At 71.3% G+C, this 16,412-nt stretch carries 15 protein-coding genes; 6 read left to right on the top strand and 9 right to left on the bottom strand.

Annotated features, from left to right (window positions below):
• Positions 1-103 precede the first annotated feature (103 nt).
• The 4 genes from ACWDR4_RS35680 to ACWDR4_RS35665 form a co-directional block, all read right to left on the bottom strand.
• Entirely contained in the window at positions 104-766 is a 663-nt protein-coding gene (locus ACWDR4_RS35680; protein ID WP_450414608.1) for a M15 family metallopeptidase, read from the bottom strand.
• A 76-nt stretch (positions 767-842) separates the two neighbouring features.
• Positions 843-1,415, bottom strand: coding sequence for a transcriptional regulator (locus tag ACWDR4_RS35675; protein ID WP_450414607.1), 573 nt, complete (start codon positions 1,413-1,415; stop codon positions 843-845).
• Between the two features lie 22 nt (positions 1,416-1,437).
• On the bottom strand, positions 1,438-2,964 hold the full coding sequence (locus ACWDR4_RS35670; protein ID WP_450414606.1) for a helix-turn-helix domain-containing protein: 1,527 nt from the start codon (positions 2,962-2,964) through the stop codon (positions 1,438-1,440).
• Positions 2,965-3,039: 75 nt separating this feature from the next.
• Complete coding sequence (locus tag ACWDR4_RS35665) at positions 3,040-4,011, bottom strand: phosphotransferase family protein (RefSeq protein ID WP_450414604.1); 972 nt, start codon at positions 4,009-4,011, stop codon at positions 3,040-3,042.
• Between the two features lie 215 nt (positions 4,012-4,226).
• Here ACWDR4_RS35665 and ACWDR4_RS35660 point away from each other — a divergent pair, with 215 nt between their 5' ends.
• On the top strand, positions 4,227-5,309 hold the full coding sequence (locus ACWDR4_RS35660) for a S1C family serine protease (protein ID WP_450414602.1): 1,083 nt from the start codon (positions 4,227-4,229) through the stop codon (positions 5,307-5,309).
• On the opposite strand, the gene ACWDR4_RS35655 is transcribed toward ACWDR4_RS35660, so the two are convergent.
• Entirely contained in the window at positions 5,306-6,166 is an 861-nt protein-coding gene (locus ACWDR4_RS35655; RefSeq protein WP_450414600.1) for a DUF3626 domain-containing protein, read from the bottom strand. The two genes, ACWDR4_RS35660 and ACWDR4_RS35655, sit on opposite strands and share 4 nt — an antisense overlap.
• 196 nt (positions 6,167-6,362) lie before the next feature.
• Between ACWDR4_RS35655 and ACWDR4_RS35650 the strand changes: the two genes are divergently transcribed.
• The 3 genes from ACWDR4_RS35650 (at position 6,363) to ACWDR4_RS35640 (ending at position 10,518) form a co-directional block, all read left to right on the top strand.
• Complete coding sequence (locus ACWDR4_RS35650; protein ID WP_450414598.1) at positions 6,363-7,619, top strand: FUSC family protein; 1,257 nt, start codon at positions 6,363-6,365, stop codon at positions 7,617-7,619.
• A 47-nt stretch (positions 7,620-7,666) separates the two neighbouring features.
• On the top strand, positions 7,667-8,704 hold the full coding sequence (locus ACWDR4_RS35645; RefSeq protein ID WP_450414597.1) for a hypothetical protein: 1,038 nt from the start codon (positions 7,667-7,669) through the stop codon (positions 8,702-8,704).
• A gap of 578 nt (positions 8,705-9,282) precedes the next feature.
• Positions 9,283-10,518: a lactonase family protein gene (locus tag ACWDR4_RS35640; RefSeq protein ID WP_450414596.1), complete on the top strand. Its 1,236-nt coding sequence runs from the start codon at positions 9,283-9,285 to the stop codon at positions 10,516-10,518.
• Here ACWDR4_RS35640 and ACWDR4_RS35635 read toward each other — a convergent pair.
• Both ACWDR4_RS35635 and ACWDR4_RS35630 read right to left on the bottom strand, forming a co-directional pair.
• Complete coding sequence (locus ACWDR4_RS35635) at positions 10,486-11,211, bottom strand: DUF2470 domain-containing protein (RefSeq protein WP_450414595.1); 726 nt, start codon at positions 11,209-11,211, stop codon at positions 10,486-10,488. The two genes, ACWDR4_RS35640 and ACWDR4_RS35635, sit on opposite strands and share 33 nt — an antisense overlap.
• Positions 11,212-11,349: 138 nt before the next feature.
• Positions 11,350-11,961, bottom strand: coding sequence for a TetR/AcrR family transcriptional regulator (locus ACWDR4_RS35630; protein ID WP_450414593.1), 612 nt, complete (start codon positions 11,959-11,961; stop codon positions 11,350-11,352).
• 117 nt (positions 11,962-12,078) lie between these two features.
• Here ACWDR4_RS35630 and ACWDR4_RS35625 point away from each other — a divergent pair, with 117 nt between their 5' ends.
• Positions 12,079-13,554: a cytochrome P450 gene (locus ACWDR4_RS35625; protein ID WP_450414592.1), complete on the top strand. Its 1,476-nt coding sequence runs from the start codon at positions 12,079-12,081 to the stop codon at positions 13,552-13,554.
• Between the two features lie 107 nt (positions 13,555-13,661).
• Complete coding sequence (locus ACWDR4_RS35620; RefSeq protein ID WP_450414591.1) at positions 13,662-13,862, top strand: DUF5999 family protein; 201 nt, start codon at positions 13,662-13,664, stop codon at positions 13,860-13,862.
• An 18-nt stretch (positions 13,863-13,880) separates the two neighbouring features.
• On the opposite strand, the gene ACWDR4_RS35615 is transcribed toward ACWDR4_RS35620, so the two are convergent.
• Both ACWDR4_RS35615 and ACWDR4_RS35610 read right to left on the bottom strand, forming a co-directional pair.
• A complete protein-coding gene (locus ACWDR4_RS35615) occupies positions 13,881-15,185 on the bottom strand; it encodes an alpha/beta fold hydrolase (RefSeq protein ID WP_450414590.1) in 1,305 nt (434 codons plus the stop codon).
• Between the two features lie 112 nt (positions 15,186-15,297).
• Positions 15,298-16,329 (bottom strand): LacI family DNA-binding transcriptional regulator, encoded by a 1,032-nt coding sequence (locus tag ACWDR4_RS35610; protein ID WP_235472832.1) that lies wholly within the window; start codon positions 16,327-16,329, stop codon positions 15,298-15,300.
• Positions 16,330-16,412 lie beyond the last annotated feature (83 nt).

Below are 16,412 nucleotides of genomic sequence, written 5' to 3'. Positions count from 1 at the left end.
TTCGTTTGGCTGCGGGTCGGGGGGGCTGGTCGCGCAGTTCCCCGCGCCCCTATCGGGGCGCGGTGCGCACCCGAGTCCCCCAGCCACCTCTTCGCTCCAGCCGTCAGGCGTGCCTGCGGGGCAGTTCCTTGGGGCCGTACAGCGCTGCCGGGGCGCCTGTCGTCAGGGCCCAGTAGCGGTCGCCGTAGGACCAGTGCCACCACTCCGTGGGGTAGTTGACCAGGCCGGCCTCGGTGAGGGCCTTGCCGAGGATCTCCCGGTGGGTGCGGGCCTTGGTGTCGATGTTGGTGGCGTGGGTGTAGCAGGCGCCCGCGCTGTCCTCGGGGTTGGCGTTCATGGCGGTGCCCAGGTCGAGTTCGTGGCCGTCGGCGTCGGCGAGGGTCAGGTCGACGGCGGCACCCGCGCTGTGCGGGGCGATCTCGGGCGGGGAGACATAGCGGCTGGCGGCGGCGCGCAGCCGGTCGTCGGACCAGCCGGGGTGCTGGGCGCGCAGTTCGGCGGAGTACCCGTCGAAGTAGCGGCGTTGCAGGGCGGGCGGCCGATAGCCCTCGACGAACAGCAGCCGGATGCCCTCGGGAAGCAGCGCCTGCGCGTCGAGCAGCCGGTCGAGGACGCCCTGCCTCAGGTGGAACTGGGCGCCGCCGGACGCGTGTTGCTGCCGGTCGTCGGTGAGCAGGGCGCCTCGCACCTCCACCAGACGCTCGCCGCACTCCACGACGGGTACGGCGGCCACCTTCTCGTCGGACATCAGGATGATCTCGTTCATGGCACGATCATCTCGCGCCGGCCCGGCCCCGAGTTCGCCGCCGAGTTCATCGTCGACTTCGGGGCCGGGACAGGGTTCAGGCGGCGAAACCGACGTTCGTGACGTACTCGTACTGGCCCCACTGGGAGCCGAGGTCGACGATCTGGTCGGTCCAGGCGTCGTCGAAGGCCTGGGTGTCGCCGGTGGACCAGGCCTCGACGAGCAGGTCCCAGTGCCGGATGTTGAGGGTGCGGAACTCGACGACGCGCTGGCGCGGCCGGTCCACCTGGGACTGGTTGAGGGGGTGCAGTTCGACGCGGGTGCCACGGCCCCGGGCGTTGAGCCGCCCGACGAGATACCGGGCGACGTTCTGACGGCGGACCGTCCAGTACGCCGTCTCGATCTTCTCCAGGTTCCGCTTCGACGGGCTGCGCCTGCCCTCCAACCACGCCTTGAGCGTGCGGTCGGTGACCGTCAGCCCCGCCTCCCGCGCCGCCGACCTGGCATGGTCGGTGCGCGTGAGGTAGTGCAGCCGGGCCAGCAGACCGCGCCGCGCCGTGATCGGCGTGACGATTCCGCCCGCCAGCATGTCGAGCCGCCGGGCCACGGCCGCGCTGCCCTTGATGCCCCGGGCACCGTACTTCCCGAACTCATGGGTGTTTTCAGGCATGCACCGCCTCCCTCACTGTCACTCAGCTCTCGTGCTCGCCCGCGGCGGCGGGATCAGTATCCTCGCCGACGGTGTAGGTGTCCTTGATCTTGACCTCGGAAACGCCACGCCCTTCCGGGAAGACACTCCTCCAGTCGCCGATCACATGCAGCTCGTCGGTACCCATCGCGCGCACGACGGTCAGCCCCTCGCCGTACGCCTTGTAGGCCTTGGTCCAGAGGTTGGCGAAGGCCTGCGAGCGGATCAGATGCATCCAGTCGGGGCGGTACAGCTCCCGGTTGTAGTTCGACTCCCCCATCGTGGAGACGAACTTGGAGTACATCGCCTTCACGTATTCGAGGGTGACCTCGTCGTCCTGCTCGATGGCCCGGTCGCGCGCGTCCTTCAGGGCGATCCGGAACTTCTCCAGCAGGTTCTCGGTGGCGCCGGACGTGAACGACTCGTGGATCTCCGGCGGTTCGCACAGCCCGTACTTCGGCCCGGACAGCCGTAGGAGGAGCCTCAGCGTGGGCTCGGTGACCCACAGCGGGCCCGGTTCGTCGCGGTTGCCGATCGGGTTGGGCAGCTCGGCCTCGTGGTCCCAGACCGATGGCGTGATCAGGTGGACGCCGGCCCGGCGGCGGTCGTGGCCGAACCCGGTGGAGTGCTCCAACTGGCCGATGGGCAGATGGGTCTTGAGCGCGGAGAGGTAGGCGCCGTTGATGTCGAGCGCGGTCACCTCGTGGGCGCCGGGCGGGAGTTCACGGCGGGCCCACTTGGGGCGGGCCTCCCAGATCTGGTCGGCACCGCGTGCGGTCTGCTTGCGCAGGATGTCCGGGATCCAGGGATGCGCCACGACGTCGTACCGCCCGCCCTTGCGGGTCGAGTCGAGCAGCGCCATCGCATCCGGGATGGCCCGCTTGACGAGCGCGGCGGTCGCCGCGTCGACGTCCCCCGCGTGCTCGGCGAGCGCACCGGCGACAGCGGCGGCGATCGGATCGGGCTCGTCGGAGACGGTCTGGACGCGACGACCGACGGGGACGACTTTGACGGGCGTCGCGGCGACTGTGGCGGCAGCGGGTTTCGCAGGGGGCTCACTGACGGTGGCCGTCCCTCCGCCGCACTCACCGGGATCGAGGTGCTGCGGGAATCCGGCGACCTGGTGACGGGCGGGGTGTCCGCACAGCACGCAGGGCTGGGCGACGGAGAGGATCTCCGACTCGCTCTCGGCCTCTGCTTCCCCTGTTTCCCCTGCCTCCGCTACCTCAGTTACCTCCTCGGAGGCCGCGGATGCCTCCTCTTCCTCTTCAGCGTCCTGCTCGGCCTGCGCCTCCAGCCGCGTCCGCGCCCCGTCGAGGAAGTAGGCGTACTTCTCGCGCACTTCGCCGCTGGGGTCCCGCCCCGACTCCCACCCCCCGACCGTGGAGGGACTCACCCCGAGGGCCTGGGCCACCTGGGCGCGCGAGAGGTTCAGCCCTTCCCGCAGCCCGCGCCGCACCTCGACCGAGGGCAGCGGCACCTCCTGGCGGGCGCCGGCCAGCAGGGCGTCGATCGCGCCGAAGTCCGTCATCGGGCCACCGACCACCGCACACGTTCTCCCAAAGACAGTTGCACCGCACCAGACTACGCACTGGGACACACTGGACTAGCGTCGGCGGCGCGCGGGCGGGAGATCTCCCAAGGCACTCATCAGCGCAGGCCCGACCACCTCCCGCGCCCACTTCTTCCGCTCCTCCCCCATCTCCCGGGGCACCACCTCGGTCAGCATGATCAGGTCCAGGTAGGCGCGGTAGAGAGCAAGCCGCCGCCAGACCCCCTCCTCGAACTCGACCGACCCGCCCGCATCCCGGTACCCCCGCAGAAACGCCTCGTCGCCCCGGATGTCCCCCAGCAGCGCCAGCGACACGAAGTCGGCCACCGGATCGCCCCAGAACATGCGCTCACCGTCGATGAGGCCACCAATACGCGGCGCCCCGGCCGAGCGGTCGACCAGGATGTTCCCCTGCCAGAGGTCGAAGTGGACCAGGCGAGGAACGGTGACCTCGTCGAGGGCCTCGTACGCGGCCCGGGCGGTACGGGCCACCTCGTCCACTGGAATCGGCAGCCACGCGTCATAGCGGACGGCGTCGTCGAGCACCGCGTCGAACATTTCCGCGAATGCCGTACGCCAGTCGGGGGCGAGGGGGCCCAGGGCACCGGAGGGGTAGCCGAAGGCCGGTCCGGTGACCGCGTGCAGACGGGCCACCAGCCCGCCCAGTTCGCCTCTCAGGAGCGTCTGCTCGGCAGAGGTCAGGGGGTCGTCCCACGGGTCGCCCGGGCAGGCGGTCATCAGCAGGTGGCTGTCACCGAAAGCCACGACACTCGGCGCCTGTACGCCGACCGTGCCGGCGGCCCGGTAGAACTCCGCTTCGGAGACGAGCAGTCGGACCTCGTGACTGAGCCCCGGTACCGTCTCCGGCGGCGGGATCTTCAGGACGTACCGGCTGCCGTCGGCCAGTCGAAGCTCCTCGACGGCGTTGTACGTCCCACCGGTGAGCAGACGGCAGTCCGCGAGGCTGTCGGGTGGCAGCCCCGCCGATGTCAGGATCTGTCCGGCCCGCTCCCACGAATCGGTCACCGTCTCCGCGCCTCCCCCGCCTCGACGAGCCGCGTCCGCGCCCTGCGTACGGCCCCGGAACAGCGTACGGAACGGAGTGCGGATCGGGTCGGGAACCGGACCGGTCCGCCGCAGGACAGACGCGACATGCGGGGATATTCTGGACCTGGTAACGATCATTTCCGGGCCGGGTCCTGGGGTGGGGCGGGCCGCCCGGTGTCGGAGGGCGGCGTCTTATGGGCGTGAAAGCGAAGTCCGCGGTGGCGGGCGCCTCGGCCATTCTGGTCGCCCTGGGCGGGACGGCCGCGGTGGCCGTCCCGGCGGACGATCCGTCGCCGCAGGAGGTCTTCGAAGAAGCCGCGCCGGCGACGGTGCATGTGATCGGCAACTCGGCGCTCGGCAGCGGTTTTGTCTACGACGCCGATGACGGGCTCATCCTGACGAACGCTCATGTGGTCGAAGGGCAGGGCGCGTTGAAGGTGGTCATCGACGGCAAGGAGCCGGTGCCCGTCCGGGTGCTCGGCAGCGACCCCTGCGAGGATCTGGCCGTCGTCAAGCTGACTACCCCTCAGGAAGACCTCAAGGAACTGGAGTTCGGCGACAGCGGTGACGTCAAGGCCGCCGACACCGTCACCGCCCTCGGCTATCCGACGTCCCTCACCGACTACGCCACGCAAAAGCCCGTGTACACGTCCGGCAGCGTGCAGTCGCCGGACGTGCCCGCCGATCTGAGCGTGTCCTATCCCCATCTCCCGGCCACGATCCAGCACTCCGCGACGCTGAACCACGGCAACTCCGGCGGGCCCCTGCTCAACGCCGACGGCAAGGTGGTCGGGATCAACACCCTGGGCAACTCGGAGGCGCAGGGGCAGTACTACTCGATCGCCGGCGACCACGCGAAGCCTCTGCTCGACGGGCTGGTGGCGGGCGACAGGAAGAACGACCCCGGGTGGGAACTCGTCTCCCTGGAGGACCCCGGCCTGAGTTCCGCGTACTACTTCCCGGACCTCCAGGACCAGCGGTACGTCCTCGACATGCAGAACCAACTCCTCGACGAGGGCGTCACCGGTCTGTTCGTGATGAGCACGGCGACCAACTCCGCCGCGCACAAGGCACAGTTGGAGGAGGGTGACGTGATCACGAGCGTCAAGGACGTGCCGCTGCGTACCGTCGGCGATCTGTGCGACGTCCTGCAGTCCGCCGCTCCGGGCGAGAAACTGCCGCTCGCGGGCATCTACACCTACAACGCCGCCACGCCCAAGTACGAGTTCGGCGAGACGTGGTCCACCGACCTGACGCTGCCGGGCAAGGGAAACTAGGTGGAACGGGCGGTCCCCGCACCCTCGGGGGCGCCGAAGCGGGCAAGGCAGTGCCACACCATCTTCAGGTGCTGGAGTTCATGGCGGCCGGTGCGGGCCGCGTCGCCGATGATCCGCGGGTCGAGCCGGCCGTCCTCGGCGATCCGGGCGCCGAGTTCGACGTACTCGGGCCCCCGGAAGTCGACGTGACGGCGCAACTCCCCTACGGAGAGCCGGTATCCGGGGTGCCATTCGAGCGGTACGGGCAGGGTGCGGGCAGCCTTCTCCACCGGGGTGCCGCGATAGCTCGCGTCGAGGACCAGCGCCTCGACGTCCCGGGCGAGCACGACGGGGCCGTGTATCTGGGCCTCGATGTAGTCGTCGAGCGCGTCCCGCTCGTCGGCCTCGGCGAGCGCGAGGAGGGACATACCGGCGGCGACCCCGAAGTGGGCGGGTTCCGCCGCGCTGTCCGGGTAGCAGAAGGTGGCCCGCGCGAGAGCGGCGCCGGTCAGCCGGAAGTACGAGGAGCCGAACCTCGGGGCGGCGCCGACGACCTGGCGGCGGAAGTTCAACGCGCCGTACACCGGGCGCTGGTGGGCGGGCGCGCTGTCGTACGTCCCCGCGAACATCCGGCTCTCCCACCGCCAGCGGTCGCCGCCGGGATGAGCGGTGAGCCCGCCGTTGCTGGTGCCGGTGACGAACTGCGAGCGGTAGACACCGTCCTGGGCCAGCGCCCGCAGCAGGGGCAGTTCGCGGGCCGCCCGGTCGGGGTGGAAGTTCAGGGTCACCCGGAGGTCCGGGGGCACGGCCGGGCCGGCGGAGAGGGCCGCGACATGGCGGAGAGCCCTCGTGTGCGGGAAATCGGGGTCGTTGGCCATACGGACCAGAACACCACCCGGCGGCACCGAAGATCCACAACTTATTGGTCAACAAAACCTATGGTCAACAAGGGGAAACATCCCTGATCACGTGAGGAATACCTCCGTCCGTACCGCACACGCCCGCGGCCTTCCGTGAGTACGCTCGGTCCGTTTGCGGGAAGGCGGGAAGAACCGGAAGGAGGCGTGCGCGCGCATGCGAGTGGTACCTGGTGAATGGACGGAGTCCGCCGTCCGGTTCGTGGGCAAGCACCGCGAACCCGTGGTCGTCCAGACCCTGCGGTCGGCGGCAGCCGCGACGATCGCGTACGTCGTCGCCCTCCGCGTCAGTCCCGAGTCCGCGCCGCTCACCGCTCCGCTGACCGCGCTGCTGGTCGTCCAGGTCACCCTCTACGCCACGATCACCACCGGCATCCGCCGGGTGAACTCCGTGGTCGCCGGAGTCGTCATCGCGATCGGCTTCAGCGTGCTGGTGGGCCTGACCTGGTGGAGCCTGGGACTGATCATCCTGGCCTCGCTGGCGGTCGGGCATCTGGTGCGGGTCAGCGAGTTCGTGCCCGAGGTGGCGATCAGCGCGATGCTGGTGCTGGGGGTCACCCGGGTCGGGGACACGGCCTGGGCGCGGGTCCTGGAGACCGTGATCGGCGCGGTCGTCGGGCTCGCCTTCAACCTGCTGCTGGCTCCCCCGGTGTGGGTGGACAAGGCCGGCGAGTCCATCGGGGATCTGGCGCGCCGGGTACGGCAGTTGATGCTGCGGATGGGTGAGGAGGCCGCGGGCCGCACTCCCGTGGACCACGCGACGGCCCGGCTGCACGAGGCCCGTCGGCTCGACCACGACATCGTCGAGGTGGACGCGGCCCTGCAACAGGCCGAGGACAGCCTGCGGCTCAACCCGCGGGTCCGGGAAGGCCTGTTGCACCGGGTCGTGCTGCGCACCGGCCTGGACACGCTGGAGATCTGCACGGTCGTCCTGCGCGTCCTCGCCCGGACCCTGACCGACCTGGCCAAGGAACGGGACCCCGAGCCGCTGTTCGCCCCGGAGACGGGCGCCGCGCTGGAGCGGCTGCTGTCCGAGATCGCCGACGCCCTGGTCAGTTTCGCGGTCCTCGTCACCACCGACGTCACCGTCAGCGCCGAGTCGGCGGAGACCCGGCTCGCCACCGAACTCCGGGCCGCGACCGCCACCCGCGACAAGCTGGCCCAGCTGCTCCTGGCGGAGATCCAGCAGGACGCGTCCCAGTGGCAGCTGCACGGTGCCGTCCTGACCGAGGTCAACCGCATCCTCGACGAGCTGGACACCGAGCACCGCTCCCGGCGGCTCCTCGAGGAACTGGACCGCTGCACCCGGGAGGAGTGGGAGCGGATGCCCCGGCTGGCCCGGCTGCGGAAGTTCGTGAAGCGGGTGCGCGTGCCGGGCAGGAACCGCGAGGGCGTGTCACGTCGTTCTATGTGACGAAGTCACATAGAACACAGAACAGCTGACGACCAAGGGGGCGGCGCATGGGTGACTCCGGCGTGCGGATCGACGGGAACACACTGCGGCTGCCGGGCGGTGTGGCCGTACGTTTCGTCCGCACCCTCCGGCTGCCGGAGACGGGCACGCATCCGCTGCCGCCGGGGCTCGGCGAGTTCCCGGTCCGCCGGGTCGCCGACTACCCCGACACCGTGCCGGAGGCCTGGCGGGCGCGCGGCGGTGTGCTGCTGCCGGTGTATCTGCGCGAGGCGATGTGGCTGAGTTTCGCGGGCACCGCGGAGCCCGCCGCGTTGCAGGTGGGCGTGGGCAAGGTGTGCGCGGTGTCGGGCGAGCCGTGGAGGGACCGGCTGTCCCGGAAGCCGCAGAACTACGTGGTGCTGCCGCGTCAGCCCTGGCTGGACGGCATCAACTCCGGCAAGGGCACGGTCCGCCAGTTCGTGGCGGTGCCGCTCGGGCTGGGCGCGACCGTCGAGGGCCAGGTCACGGGCGAGGAGGTGTGGGGCGGCGTACAGCTCCAGTCGTTCCCGCTGTCCGAGGAGGAACTGGTGAAGTGGCGCGAGGAGGAGCGCCGCCGGGCGGAACGGGCGGCGACCGCCCGGAACCGGGGTTACGGCGGGACCGTACCCATGGCACCCATGGCGATGGCGGCCCCGCCGGCGCCGAGCGGTGCGGCGGGCCCGCAGCGGTCGGGGGCGGCGATGGGGCTGGGCGTCGGCGGCTCGATGCGCCAGGAGGTCTACCGGGACGACCGGCCGCTCACGGCATGGGCCGAGCGCCCCGCCGGACGCGTGTTCGTGCACCTCGTGACGCCGCCCGAGTGGCGCCGCATCACGGGCGAGGCCCCGCCCCCGTCACCCGTGGACCGCGCGGCCTACACCCGGGCCGGTCTGCCCTGGTTCGACTACTACGACGAGGACGCGGAGGACCTAACCGCCACAGCCCCCCTGACGGCCGTACAGCCGGTCGGCGACTGGCTCGGCGACGACCACGAGCCCTGGCAGGAGCCGTCGCCTGGGCAGGTGAAGCCGCTGACGGGGAAGCCGGTGGAGGACGGGGACTGGTAGTTGGTTTCGCCCCCGCCGCCCCTACCCGTCCCATCCCTGGGGGCTGCGCCCCAGACCCCCCTTTGTCGCGCTGAACGCGCTCGTCCCCAATCGCCGGACGGGCTGAAAGACCAGCCCCGGCCGGAGCTGAAGAGGCACCGCCTGTACTGCGGAAGCGGCGGGGGCGGGTGGGCGGGAAAGGGGGTGGGCTGAGCCCGGTTGTTCTCGAACGCCGACCGGGGCTTGATTTTTCAGCACCGGCCGGCACCCCCAGCCCGTCCGGCGTTTGAGGACAAGCGCGTTCAGCGCGAGCTTTTCCCCACCCACCCCGCCGCACCTCACCACCGGCCCGCACCCCAACTCAGCCTGTCCGGCGTTTGAGGACAAGGCCCGTTCAGGGCCGTAGCGGGGGTCTGGGGGCGGCAGCCCCTCAGGGATGGGACGGGTAGGGGCGGCGGGGGCGAAAGAAAGACCGCGTCACCCATTGCAGCCCTTGCAACGCACGTTGCTCCTCTTGCCCTCACCAGGTGATCCACGTCAGAGTTGCTGTCACGACCGATGGATGACGGCTGAGGCGACCGAGACCCGGGGTGCAGGCAATGAGCGGTGGTACGGAACCGGCGCAAGGTACGCGAGGCGGCTGGAGCAGGCGCCGGTTCGTGGGTGCGGCGGCGGGTACCGCCGCTGCCGCGTCCGTCCCGGCGAGAGCGATGGCCGCCGTCCCGGTGGAACCCGCCACCACGCAGGAATCACCCGCGCCGGAGCCATCCGCACCGGCCACCCCTCGGCCAGCCACCCCCCGCCCCCTCTTCCTCGGCACCTACACCTCCGCCGAGGACGGCGGCACCGGCATCGGCCTGGCCACCTACGACCCGGAATCGGGGCGGATCACCGGCACCGGAACCCTCACGGGCGTGGGCGACCCGTCGTACCTCGCCGTACACCCCGACGGCCGCACCCTGTACGCGGTGAACGAGCGCGAGGACGGCGGCGTGACCGCGATCCGGCTCGGCGGCGAGGGCAAGCCGCATCAGGTGCTGGGCACGCGGAGCACCGGCGGGGCGGCGCCGTGCCATCTGTCCGTGCATCCGAGCGGACGGTGGCTGCTCAGCGCCAACTACGGCTCCGGCAGCGTGGCGGTGCACCCCATCGACGCCTCGGGCGCGCTGGGCGAGCGCACCGACCTGGTCACGCACTCCAGCCCGGCGCCGGGGCCCGGCCAACAGGGCCCGCACGCGCACCAGTTCGTCACCAGTCCCGACGGCGGCCATGTCCTGGCGGTCGATCTGGGCACGGACACCGTCTACACATACCGTCTGGACCTCGCGCGCGGCACGCTCACCGGGGTCTCGCGGGCACAGACCCGCCCGGGTGCGGGTCCGCGCGCTCTCACGTTCCACCCCGGCGGCCGGTACGCGTATCTCGCCAACGAGGTCGACAACACGGTCGCGGTCTGTGCCTACTCCCCCGCCGACGGGCGCCTGACCATCGGGGAGGCGCAGTCCACGGGGACGGGTTCGGGCACGAGTTACCCGGCCCAGTTCGTGGTGACCGCGGACGGGCGGTTCGCGTATCTGGCGAATCGCGGCCACAACAGTCTGACGCGGTACGCCGTGGAGGCGGACGGTGCCCGGCTCCGGCTCCTCGACACGGTGCCGGTCGCCGGAGACTTCCCGCGCCAGATCGCCCTCTCGCCGAACGGGAACCTGCTGTTCGCGGCGAACCAGCGGTCGGGCACGGTCAGCGTCTTCCGCGTCGACCGTGCGAGCGGTGAACTGCGGCTCGCGGGCGAGCCGTTCGCGTCACCCGTCGTCGTCTGTGCGCTGCCGCTGTAGCGCGCGGGGGCACGAAGCGGCGCTGGCCTGGGTGAGCAGGATATGCATGCGCTCGGCGAGCTGCGCCACGGTGTCGGCGGGCCGGTGGAACGCCAGCCGTACGTCGCCGTGGGCGCGGGCCCGCTCGATGCGCAGGGTGAGTCCGTGCCGGTCGACGGCGAGCGGCTGGACCTTGACGGCGCCGTGCAGGCTCTCCGCCTCGACCAGGCGGGTGAGGCGCTCGACGGCGTCCCCGTGGCAGTCGGCGAGGTGGGTCAGCAGACTGGCCTCGGCCGTGGCCAGCGGGTCGGGCTCGGCGGCGGCGAAGTCGTCGAGGTCGATCACGGTGGCACCGGACGTCTGGCGCAGCACCACCCGCGTCGGACGGAACGCCAGCTGCTCGCCCTCGACGGAGAACCAGCCGGCCATCCACAGCCGGGCGCGGATCCGGTTGCGCACGGGGACGGGCGAGACGTCGGCGAACTCCAGCACGGCCGAGGGCTCGCCGCGCGGGGCGCAGACGGCGATGGCGAGCAGCGTGCTGTCCGCCGGCACGTCCAGGATCACCCGGCCGTCCTCGCCGACGGTGTGCGCGCCGACGAACTCCTCGCGCCCGCCGTCCGCTGTCACCGCGCAGGACCACGCGGCGGCGAGCACCGAGCGCGCGCGTTCCGCCGCCGCGGGCGCGGCCGTCCAGGTCGGACTGTCACCCATCCCAAACCTCCTTAGGTAAGCCTTGCCTAACCTATCGAAGATCTGGGTGTACGCCAACCACCTCCCGCGATCCTGTGCGATTCCTGTAACGCGGCCCGGCCGCAACCCGGCCCCGAATCGGCCGGGTTCAGGGGGTGTTCAGAGCCCGAGGGTGCCGAGCAGCGCCCGTGCACACAGCTCCCGCACCTGCTCCCGGGACAGCTCCGAGCCGCGCAGCCACTCCAGGCAGACGGCAGTGGTGAACGCCAGCCAGCCCCGGACGGCGAGGCGCAGTTCGGGCCGTTCCTCGGCCAGCCGGCCGAACTCCGGGTCGGCCGCGAGCGCTTCGAGGATCTGCCGCTCCTGCGTGGCCAGCGCCCGCTGATAGACCTTCCGTACGGCCTGGTCGCCGGACGCGTCGGCACGATGGAAGGCGCGATAGCCGTGCGCGTGCTCCTCGACGTACGCGAGGAACGCGTCGAGGTTGGCGTCCAGTTGCTCGCGGGCGGGAACGCCCGGGACGGCGGCCGTCATCCGCATCATGCGTTCGCTCTCGCGCTCCACGACCGCCGCGAAGAAGTCCCGTTTGGTCGGGAAGTAGTGGTAGAGCAGCCCGCGTGAGACACCGGCGATCTCGGCGACCTGCTCGATCCACACCTCGTCGTACGGGCTCTCCGAGAACAGACGCGCACCGACCGACAGGAGCTGCTCCCGACGCTCGCCGGTGCTCAACCGCCGACGCCGCGTGCGCTCCCCCTCTTTCGCGGTCATGTCCGCACTTTACTCGACGCTACTTGACGTCGATTCAACAGCGGGACCAGACTGAAACCGTTATTGAACCCACGTACAACAGGCTCAACACGCCACAGGATCAAGGGAGATGGCGTCATGACCGAGACAGCGTCCCGGACCGCTTCGCCCAGGGGATTCCGCAGCGCCGAGCTGGGCTGGCCGGAGCTGCACCGCATTCCGCGTCCGCCGCGCCGGATTCCGCTGCTTGGCGATCTGATAGGCGTCAATCCCCGCACGCCCCTCCAGGACTCGATGCGCGTCGGGCAGCGGCTGGGGCCGGTCTTCCGGCGCAAGGCGTTCGGCAAGGAGATCGTGTTCGTGTGGGGCGCGGAACTCACCGCCGACCTCGCGGACGAGTCGCGCTTCGCCAAGCATGTGGGCCTCGGGGTGGCCAACCTGCGCCCGATCGCCGGAGACGGGCTGTTCACGGCGTACAACCACGAGTCCAACTGGCAGCTGGCGCACGATGTCCTCGCCCCCGGTTTCAGCCGTGAGGCGATGTCCGGCTATCACCCGATGATGCTGGCCGTGGCCGAGCGGCTCACCGACCACTGGGACCGGGAGCTGACGGCGGGCCATGCCGTGGACGTGCCCGGTGACATGACGAAGCTGACCCTGGAGACGATCGCGCGCACCGGCTTCGGACACGACTTCGGCTCCTTCGAGCGCGACCGCCCGCACCCCTTCGTGACGGCGATGGTCGGCACCCTCAACCATGCCCAGTATCTGAACGTCGTCCCCGCGCCGCTCGCCCCGCTGCTGCTGCGCCGGGCCACGCGCCGCAACGAGGCGGCCATGGCGTATCTGAACCGCACGGTCGACGAGCTGGTACGGGCCCGCCGAGCGTCGGACGGCAAGGACAGCGGCAGCGGCGATCTGCTTGACCGTATGCTCGACACCGCCCATCCGGAGACCGGGGAACGCCTCGCGCCGGAGAACGTGCGCCGGCAGGTGCTCACCTTCCTCATCGCGGGCCACGAGACGACGTCCGGCGCGCTCTCCTTCGCCCTGCACTACCTCTCCCAGCACCCGGAGATCGCCGCCCGCGCCCGCGCCGAGGTGGACCGTGTCTGGGACGGGGCGGCCGTCCCCGGCTACGACCAGGTCGCCAAGCTGCGGTACGTGCGCCGGGTGCTGGACGAGGCGCTGCGGCTGTGGCCGACGGCGCCCGGCTTCTCCCGCGAGGCCCGGCACGACACGGTGCTCGGCGGCGAACACCCGATGCGGAAGGGCGCCTGGACGCTGGTCCTCGCTCCGCTGCTGCACCGCGACCCGGCCGTCTGGGGCGCCGACGCCGACCGGTTCGACCCGGACCGCTTCGACGCGGCGGCCGTACGCGCCCGCCCCGCCCACGCGTTCAAGCCCTGGGGCACCGGGGCCCGGGCGTGCATCGGCCGCCAGTTCGCCCTGCACGAGGCGACACTCGTCCTCGGCCTACTGCTGCGCCGCTACGACCTCAAGCCCGACCCGGACTACCGGCTGCGGGTGACGGAACGGCTGACGGTGATGCCTGAGGGACTGCGGCTGCACCTCGAACGCCGGTCCCCGGGCGTGGAGTTGGCGGCTGCCTGAGCAGGAATCTCACAGATGAATTTCTCGGCGTGTAGGGGTCTCCACATACAGAGGAAAACAACCTCCGCTCTACTGCAGAGGCAGACCCTTGGAACGCGGGAGAGACCATGTGCACCCACCAGCCTCCGTGCCCGGCCGTCGACAGCTCCGACCACGACGCGGCACTCATCGTCGTGGCCCACCCGGAGCAGGGCTGGAACCTGCTCTGCAACGGCACGATCGTCTTCGACGACACGGGTGAGCTGTTGCCGGACGGCCGGGCGGTGGGCCCGCTGCGCGGCGTCGGCACGCTGGCCGTCGCCGCCTGACTCACCGGTTGCCCGTCCTCACACCTCGTCGCGGGTGAGGGCCAGCAACCGGTCGAGCACCCTGGGCCCGCCTGCCCGTACCCCGTCGTGCTCGAACTCGTCGGTCACCCAGGTCCGCAGCCCCCGGATCGCCCGCGCGGTCTCCAGGGCGTGGCCCGTGTCGACGTACATGTCGTCGTGGTAGACGGCCGCGGCGACCGGGACCTCGTTGACGGCGAGGCGCGAACGGTCGTACAGGGGCGGCCAGTTCGTGTGAGCGGCGAGGAGTTCGGCGGTTTCGCGCAGGGGGCGCAGGGCCGGGTCGACGTCGAACATCCAGGGGTGGACAGACTCGCCGGTGAACAGCAACGGGCTGTCGCCCGCGAGGGACTTGCCCGCGTCGAACTGCGGGAACTCGGCGCGCACCCGCTCGGCGGACCAGTCGGTGGGGCGGGAGTCCTGGCCGTAGCAGGCCTCGTGGACGAGGGCGTAGAGCGGGTGGCCGGCGTACGACAGGAGGCCCTGGGCCTCTTCCAGGAACGCGTCGGAGAGGGCCGTGCCGTCGGGGGTGCGGACGAAGGCGTCCTCCAGGAAGTAGTGCAGGCGGTGACTGCCCTCGCTACCGCCGAGGAGGATGCCGAAGGACTGGAAGGCCTCGACGGTCAGGCGGTAGCCGTTCGGGAGGAGCGGCTCGTGGCCGCTCACGTACTCGGCGATGCGTCTCGCCCGTTCCAGGTCCTGGGGGTAACGCGCATAGTGCGCGGCGACCTTGCGTTCGATACGGGGGTAGGCGGCCCGGTAGACGTCGTCCGCGTGTCCGTCGAGGGACGGGAGGCCGCCGGTGATCAGGGCGGCGGTCAGGCCCTCGGGGGCCGTCGACAGATAGTGCACCGTGCAGAAGCCGCCGAAGCTCTGGCCGAGGACGGTCCAGGGGGCGCCGCCGGTGACCGCGGGGCGGATCGCCTCGCAGTCCCGGACGATCGAGTCCGCGCGGAAGCGGGTCAGGTAGGCGGCCTGTTCGGCGGGGCCGCCGCGCAGCGGGAGCGTCTGGCGGTTGGCGGGTGTCGAGGCGCCGGTGCCGCGCTGGTCGAGGAGGAGGACACGGAACTCCTCCAGGGCCCGGCCGAGCCAGGCCGCCTGGCCGACGAAACGATTCGCCCCGAAGCCCGGACCGCCCTGGAGGTAGAGCAGCCACGGCAGGTCGTCCCGGTTCGCCTCACCGCTCGCGACGACCTCACGGGCGTACAGCTCGATGGTCTCGCCCCCGGGGTCGTCGTGATCCAGGGGCACGGTGAAGCGGCGGTCGGTGAGGACGACGCCGGGCTGGCGGTAGCTGACGGTCAACGGTGCTCCCGAGACGGTTGGATTCCAGGCCGCCCCAGTTCAGCACATGTTCGCGGCCCTGCCGAGCCCCTGGATCATGACAACGTACTGAACGCGGGATCAGTTCAGGACATCAGCGGGCCGACAGGCTGGAGCGGCGGACCACCAGTTCCGGCTGGAGGACGACCCTGCGGTGCTCGTGCCGCCTCGGCCCGGTCTCCGTCTCCGCCTCGGTCTCCTCCAGGAGGAGTTCGGCGGCCAGGGCGCCCATGGTGACGGCGGGCTGGCGTACGGAGGTCAGCGGAACGGCTGCCGCGGCGGCGAACTCGATGTCGTCATAGCCGACGATCGCGAGGTCGTCGGGGACGCCGACGCCGGCCGCGTACATGGCCTGGAGGACGCCGAGGGCGAGCAGGTCGTTGGCGCAGAAGACCGCGGTGGGGCGCTCGGCGAGGCCCAGGAGGCGGGCGCCCGCGTCCCGCCCGGCGGCCACGTCGAGGCGTTCGGTGGGCAGCTCGCGCAGGGCCGAGGGGCTGAGGCCGGCCTCGGCGAGCGCGTTCAGGGCGCCCGTACGGCGGTCGCGGACCTGGTTGAAGCCGGGCGGGCCGCTCACGTACGCGATGGAGCGATGGCCAGCGTCGATGAGGTGGCGGACGGCCAGGGCGCCGCCGGCGACGTCGTCCACGGAGACCGAGCACTCGGTGGTGCCCTCGGCGACCCGGTCGACCAGCACGAACGGGATGCCGTGCCGACGGAAGGAGGCGATGTTGCGGCCGGTCGCGTCGGCCGGGGTGAGCAGCACTCCGCGCACCCGCTGCTCGGCGAAGAGCGACAGGTAGTCGGCCTCCTCGCCGGCGCTCTGCGCGCTGTTGCAGACCATCACCCCGAGCCCGGCATCGCGCGCGGCCCGCTCGGCGCCGCGTGCCACGTCCACGAAGAAGGGGTTGCCCATGTCGAGGACGAGCAGGCCCATGATGCGGCTGCGTCCGGCGCGCAGCTGACGCGCGGACTCGCTGCGGACATAGCCGAGGCGGTCGATCGCGGACAGCACCCGCGCGCGGGTCTCGGTCGCGACCGAGTCCGGACGGTTGATGACGTTCGAGACCGTGCCGACGGAGACTCCGGCGGCACGGGCGACGTCCTTGATACCCACCGGCTGGGCCATCGGGCGGGGACCTCCAGGGAAACGAACGGTGGCGGGCAGGCCCTTACACTAACCGCGGCCTGCCCGGCCCTTGCTAATCCGGC

The organism is Streptomyces sp. NPDC000878 (assembly GCF_053599695.1).
The sequence above is the reverse complement of the archived record's forward strand: the minus strand, read 5'-3'. Positions and strand labels throughout refer to the sequence as shown.

What these genes read in the sequence shown, in the direction of transcription:
- ACWDR4_RS35680 (WP_450414608.1), bottom strand. Translation starts at nt 766, where the DNA reads ATGAACGAGATCATCCTGATGTCCGACGAGAAGGTGGCCGCCGTACCC.
- ACWDR4_RS35675 (WP_450414607.1), bottom strand. Translation starts at nt 1,415, where the DNA reads ATGCCTGAAAACACCCATGAGTTCGGGAAGTACGGTGCCCGGGGCATC.
- ACWDR4_RS35670 (WP_450414606.1), bottom strand. Translation starts at nt 2,964, where the DNA reads ATGACGGACTTCGGCGCGATCGACGCCCTGCTGGCCGGCGCCCGCCAG.
- ACWDR4_RS35660 (WP_450414602.1), top strand. Translation starts at nt 4,227, where the DNA reads ATGGGCGTGAAAGCGAAGTCCGCGGTGGCGGGCGCCTCGGCCATTCTG.
- ACWDR4_RS35655 (WP_450414600.1), bottom strand. Translation starts at nt 6,166, where the DNA reads ATGGCCAACGACCCCGATTTCCCGCACACGAGGGCTCTCCGCCATGTC.
- ACWDR4_RS35650 (WP_450414598.1), top strand. Translation starts at nt 6,363, where the DNA reads ATGCGAGTGGTACCTGGTGAATGGACGGAGTCCGCCGTCCGGTTCGTG.
- ACWDR4_RS35645 (WP_450414597.1), top strand. Translation starts at nt 7,667, where the DNA reads ATGGGTGACTCCGGCGTGCGGATCGACGGGAACACACTGCGGCTGCCG.
- ACWDR4_RS35640 (WP_450414596.1), top strand. Translation starts at nt 9,283, where the DNA reads ATGAGCGGTGGTACGGAACCGGCGCAAGGTACGCGAGGCGGCTGGAGC.
- ACWDR4_RS35635 (WP_450414595.1), bottom strand. Translation starts at nt 11,211, where the DNA reads ATGGGTGACAGTCCGACCTGGACGGCCGCGCCCGCGGCGGCGGAACGC.
- ACWDR4_RS35630 (WP_450414593.1), bottom strand. Translation starts at nt 11,961, where the DNA reads ATGACCGCGAAAGAGGGGGAGCGCACGCGGCGTCGGCGGTTGAGCACC.
- ACWDR4_RS35625 (WP_450414592.1), top strand. Translation starts at nt 12,079, where the DNA reads ATGACCGAGACAGCGTCCCGGACCGCTTCGCCCAGGGGATTCCGCAGC.
- ACWDR4_RS35620 (WP_450414591.1), top strand. Translation starts at nt 13,662, where the DNA reads ATGTGCACCCACCAGCCTCCGTGCCCGGCCGTCGACAGCTCCGACCAC.
- ACWDR4_RS35610 (WP_235472832.1), bottom strand. Translation starts at nt 16,329, where the DNA reads ATGGCCCAGCCGGTGGGTATCAAGGACGTCGCCCGTGCCGCCGGAGTC.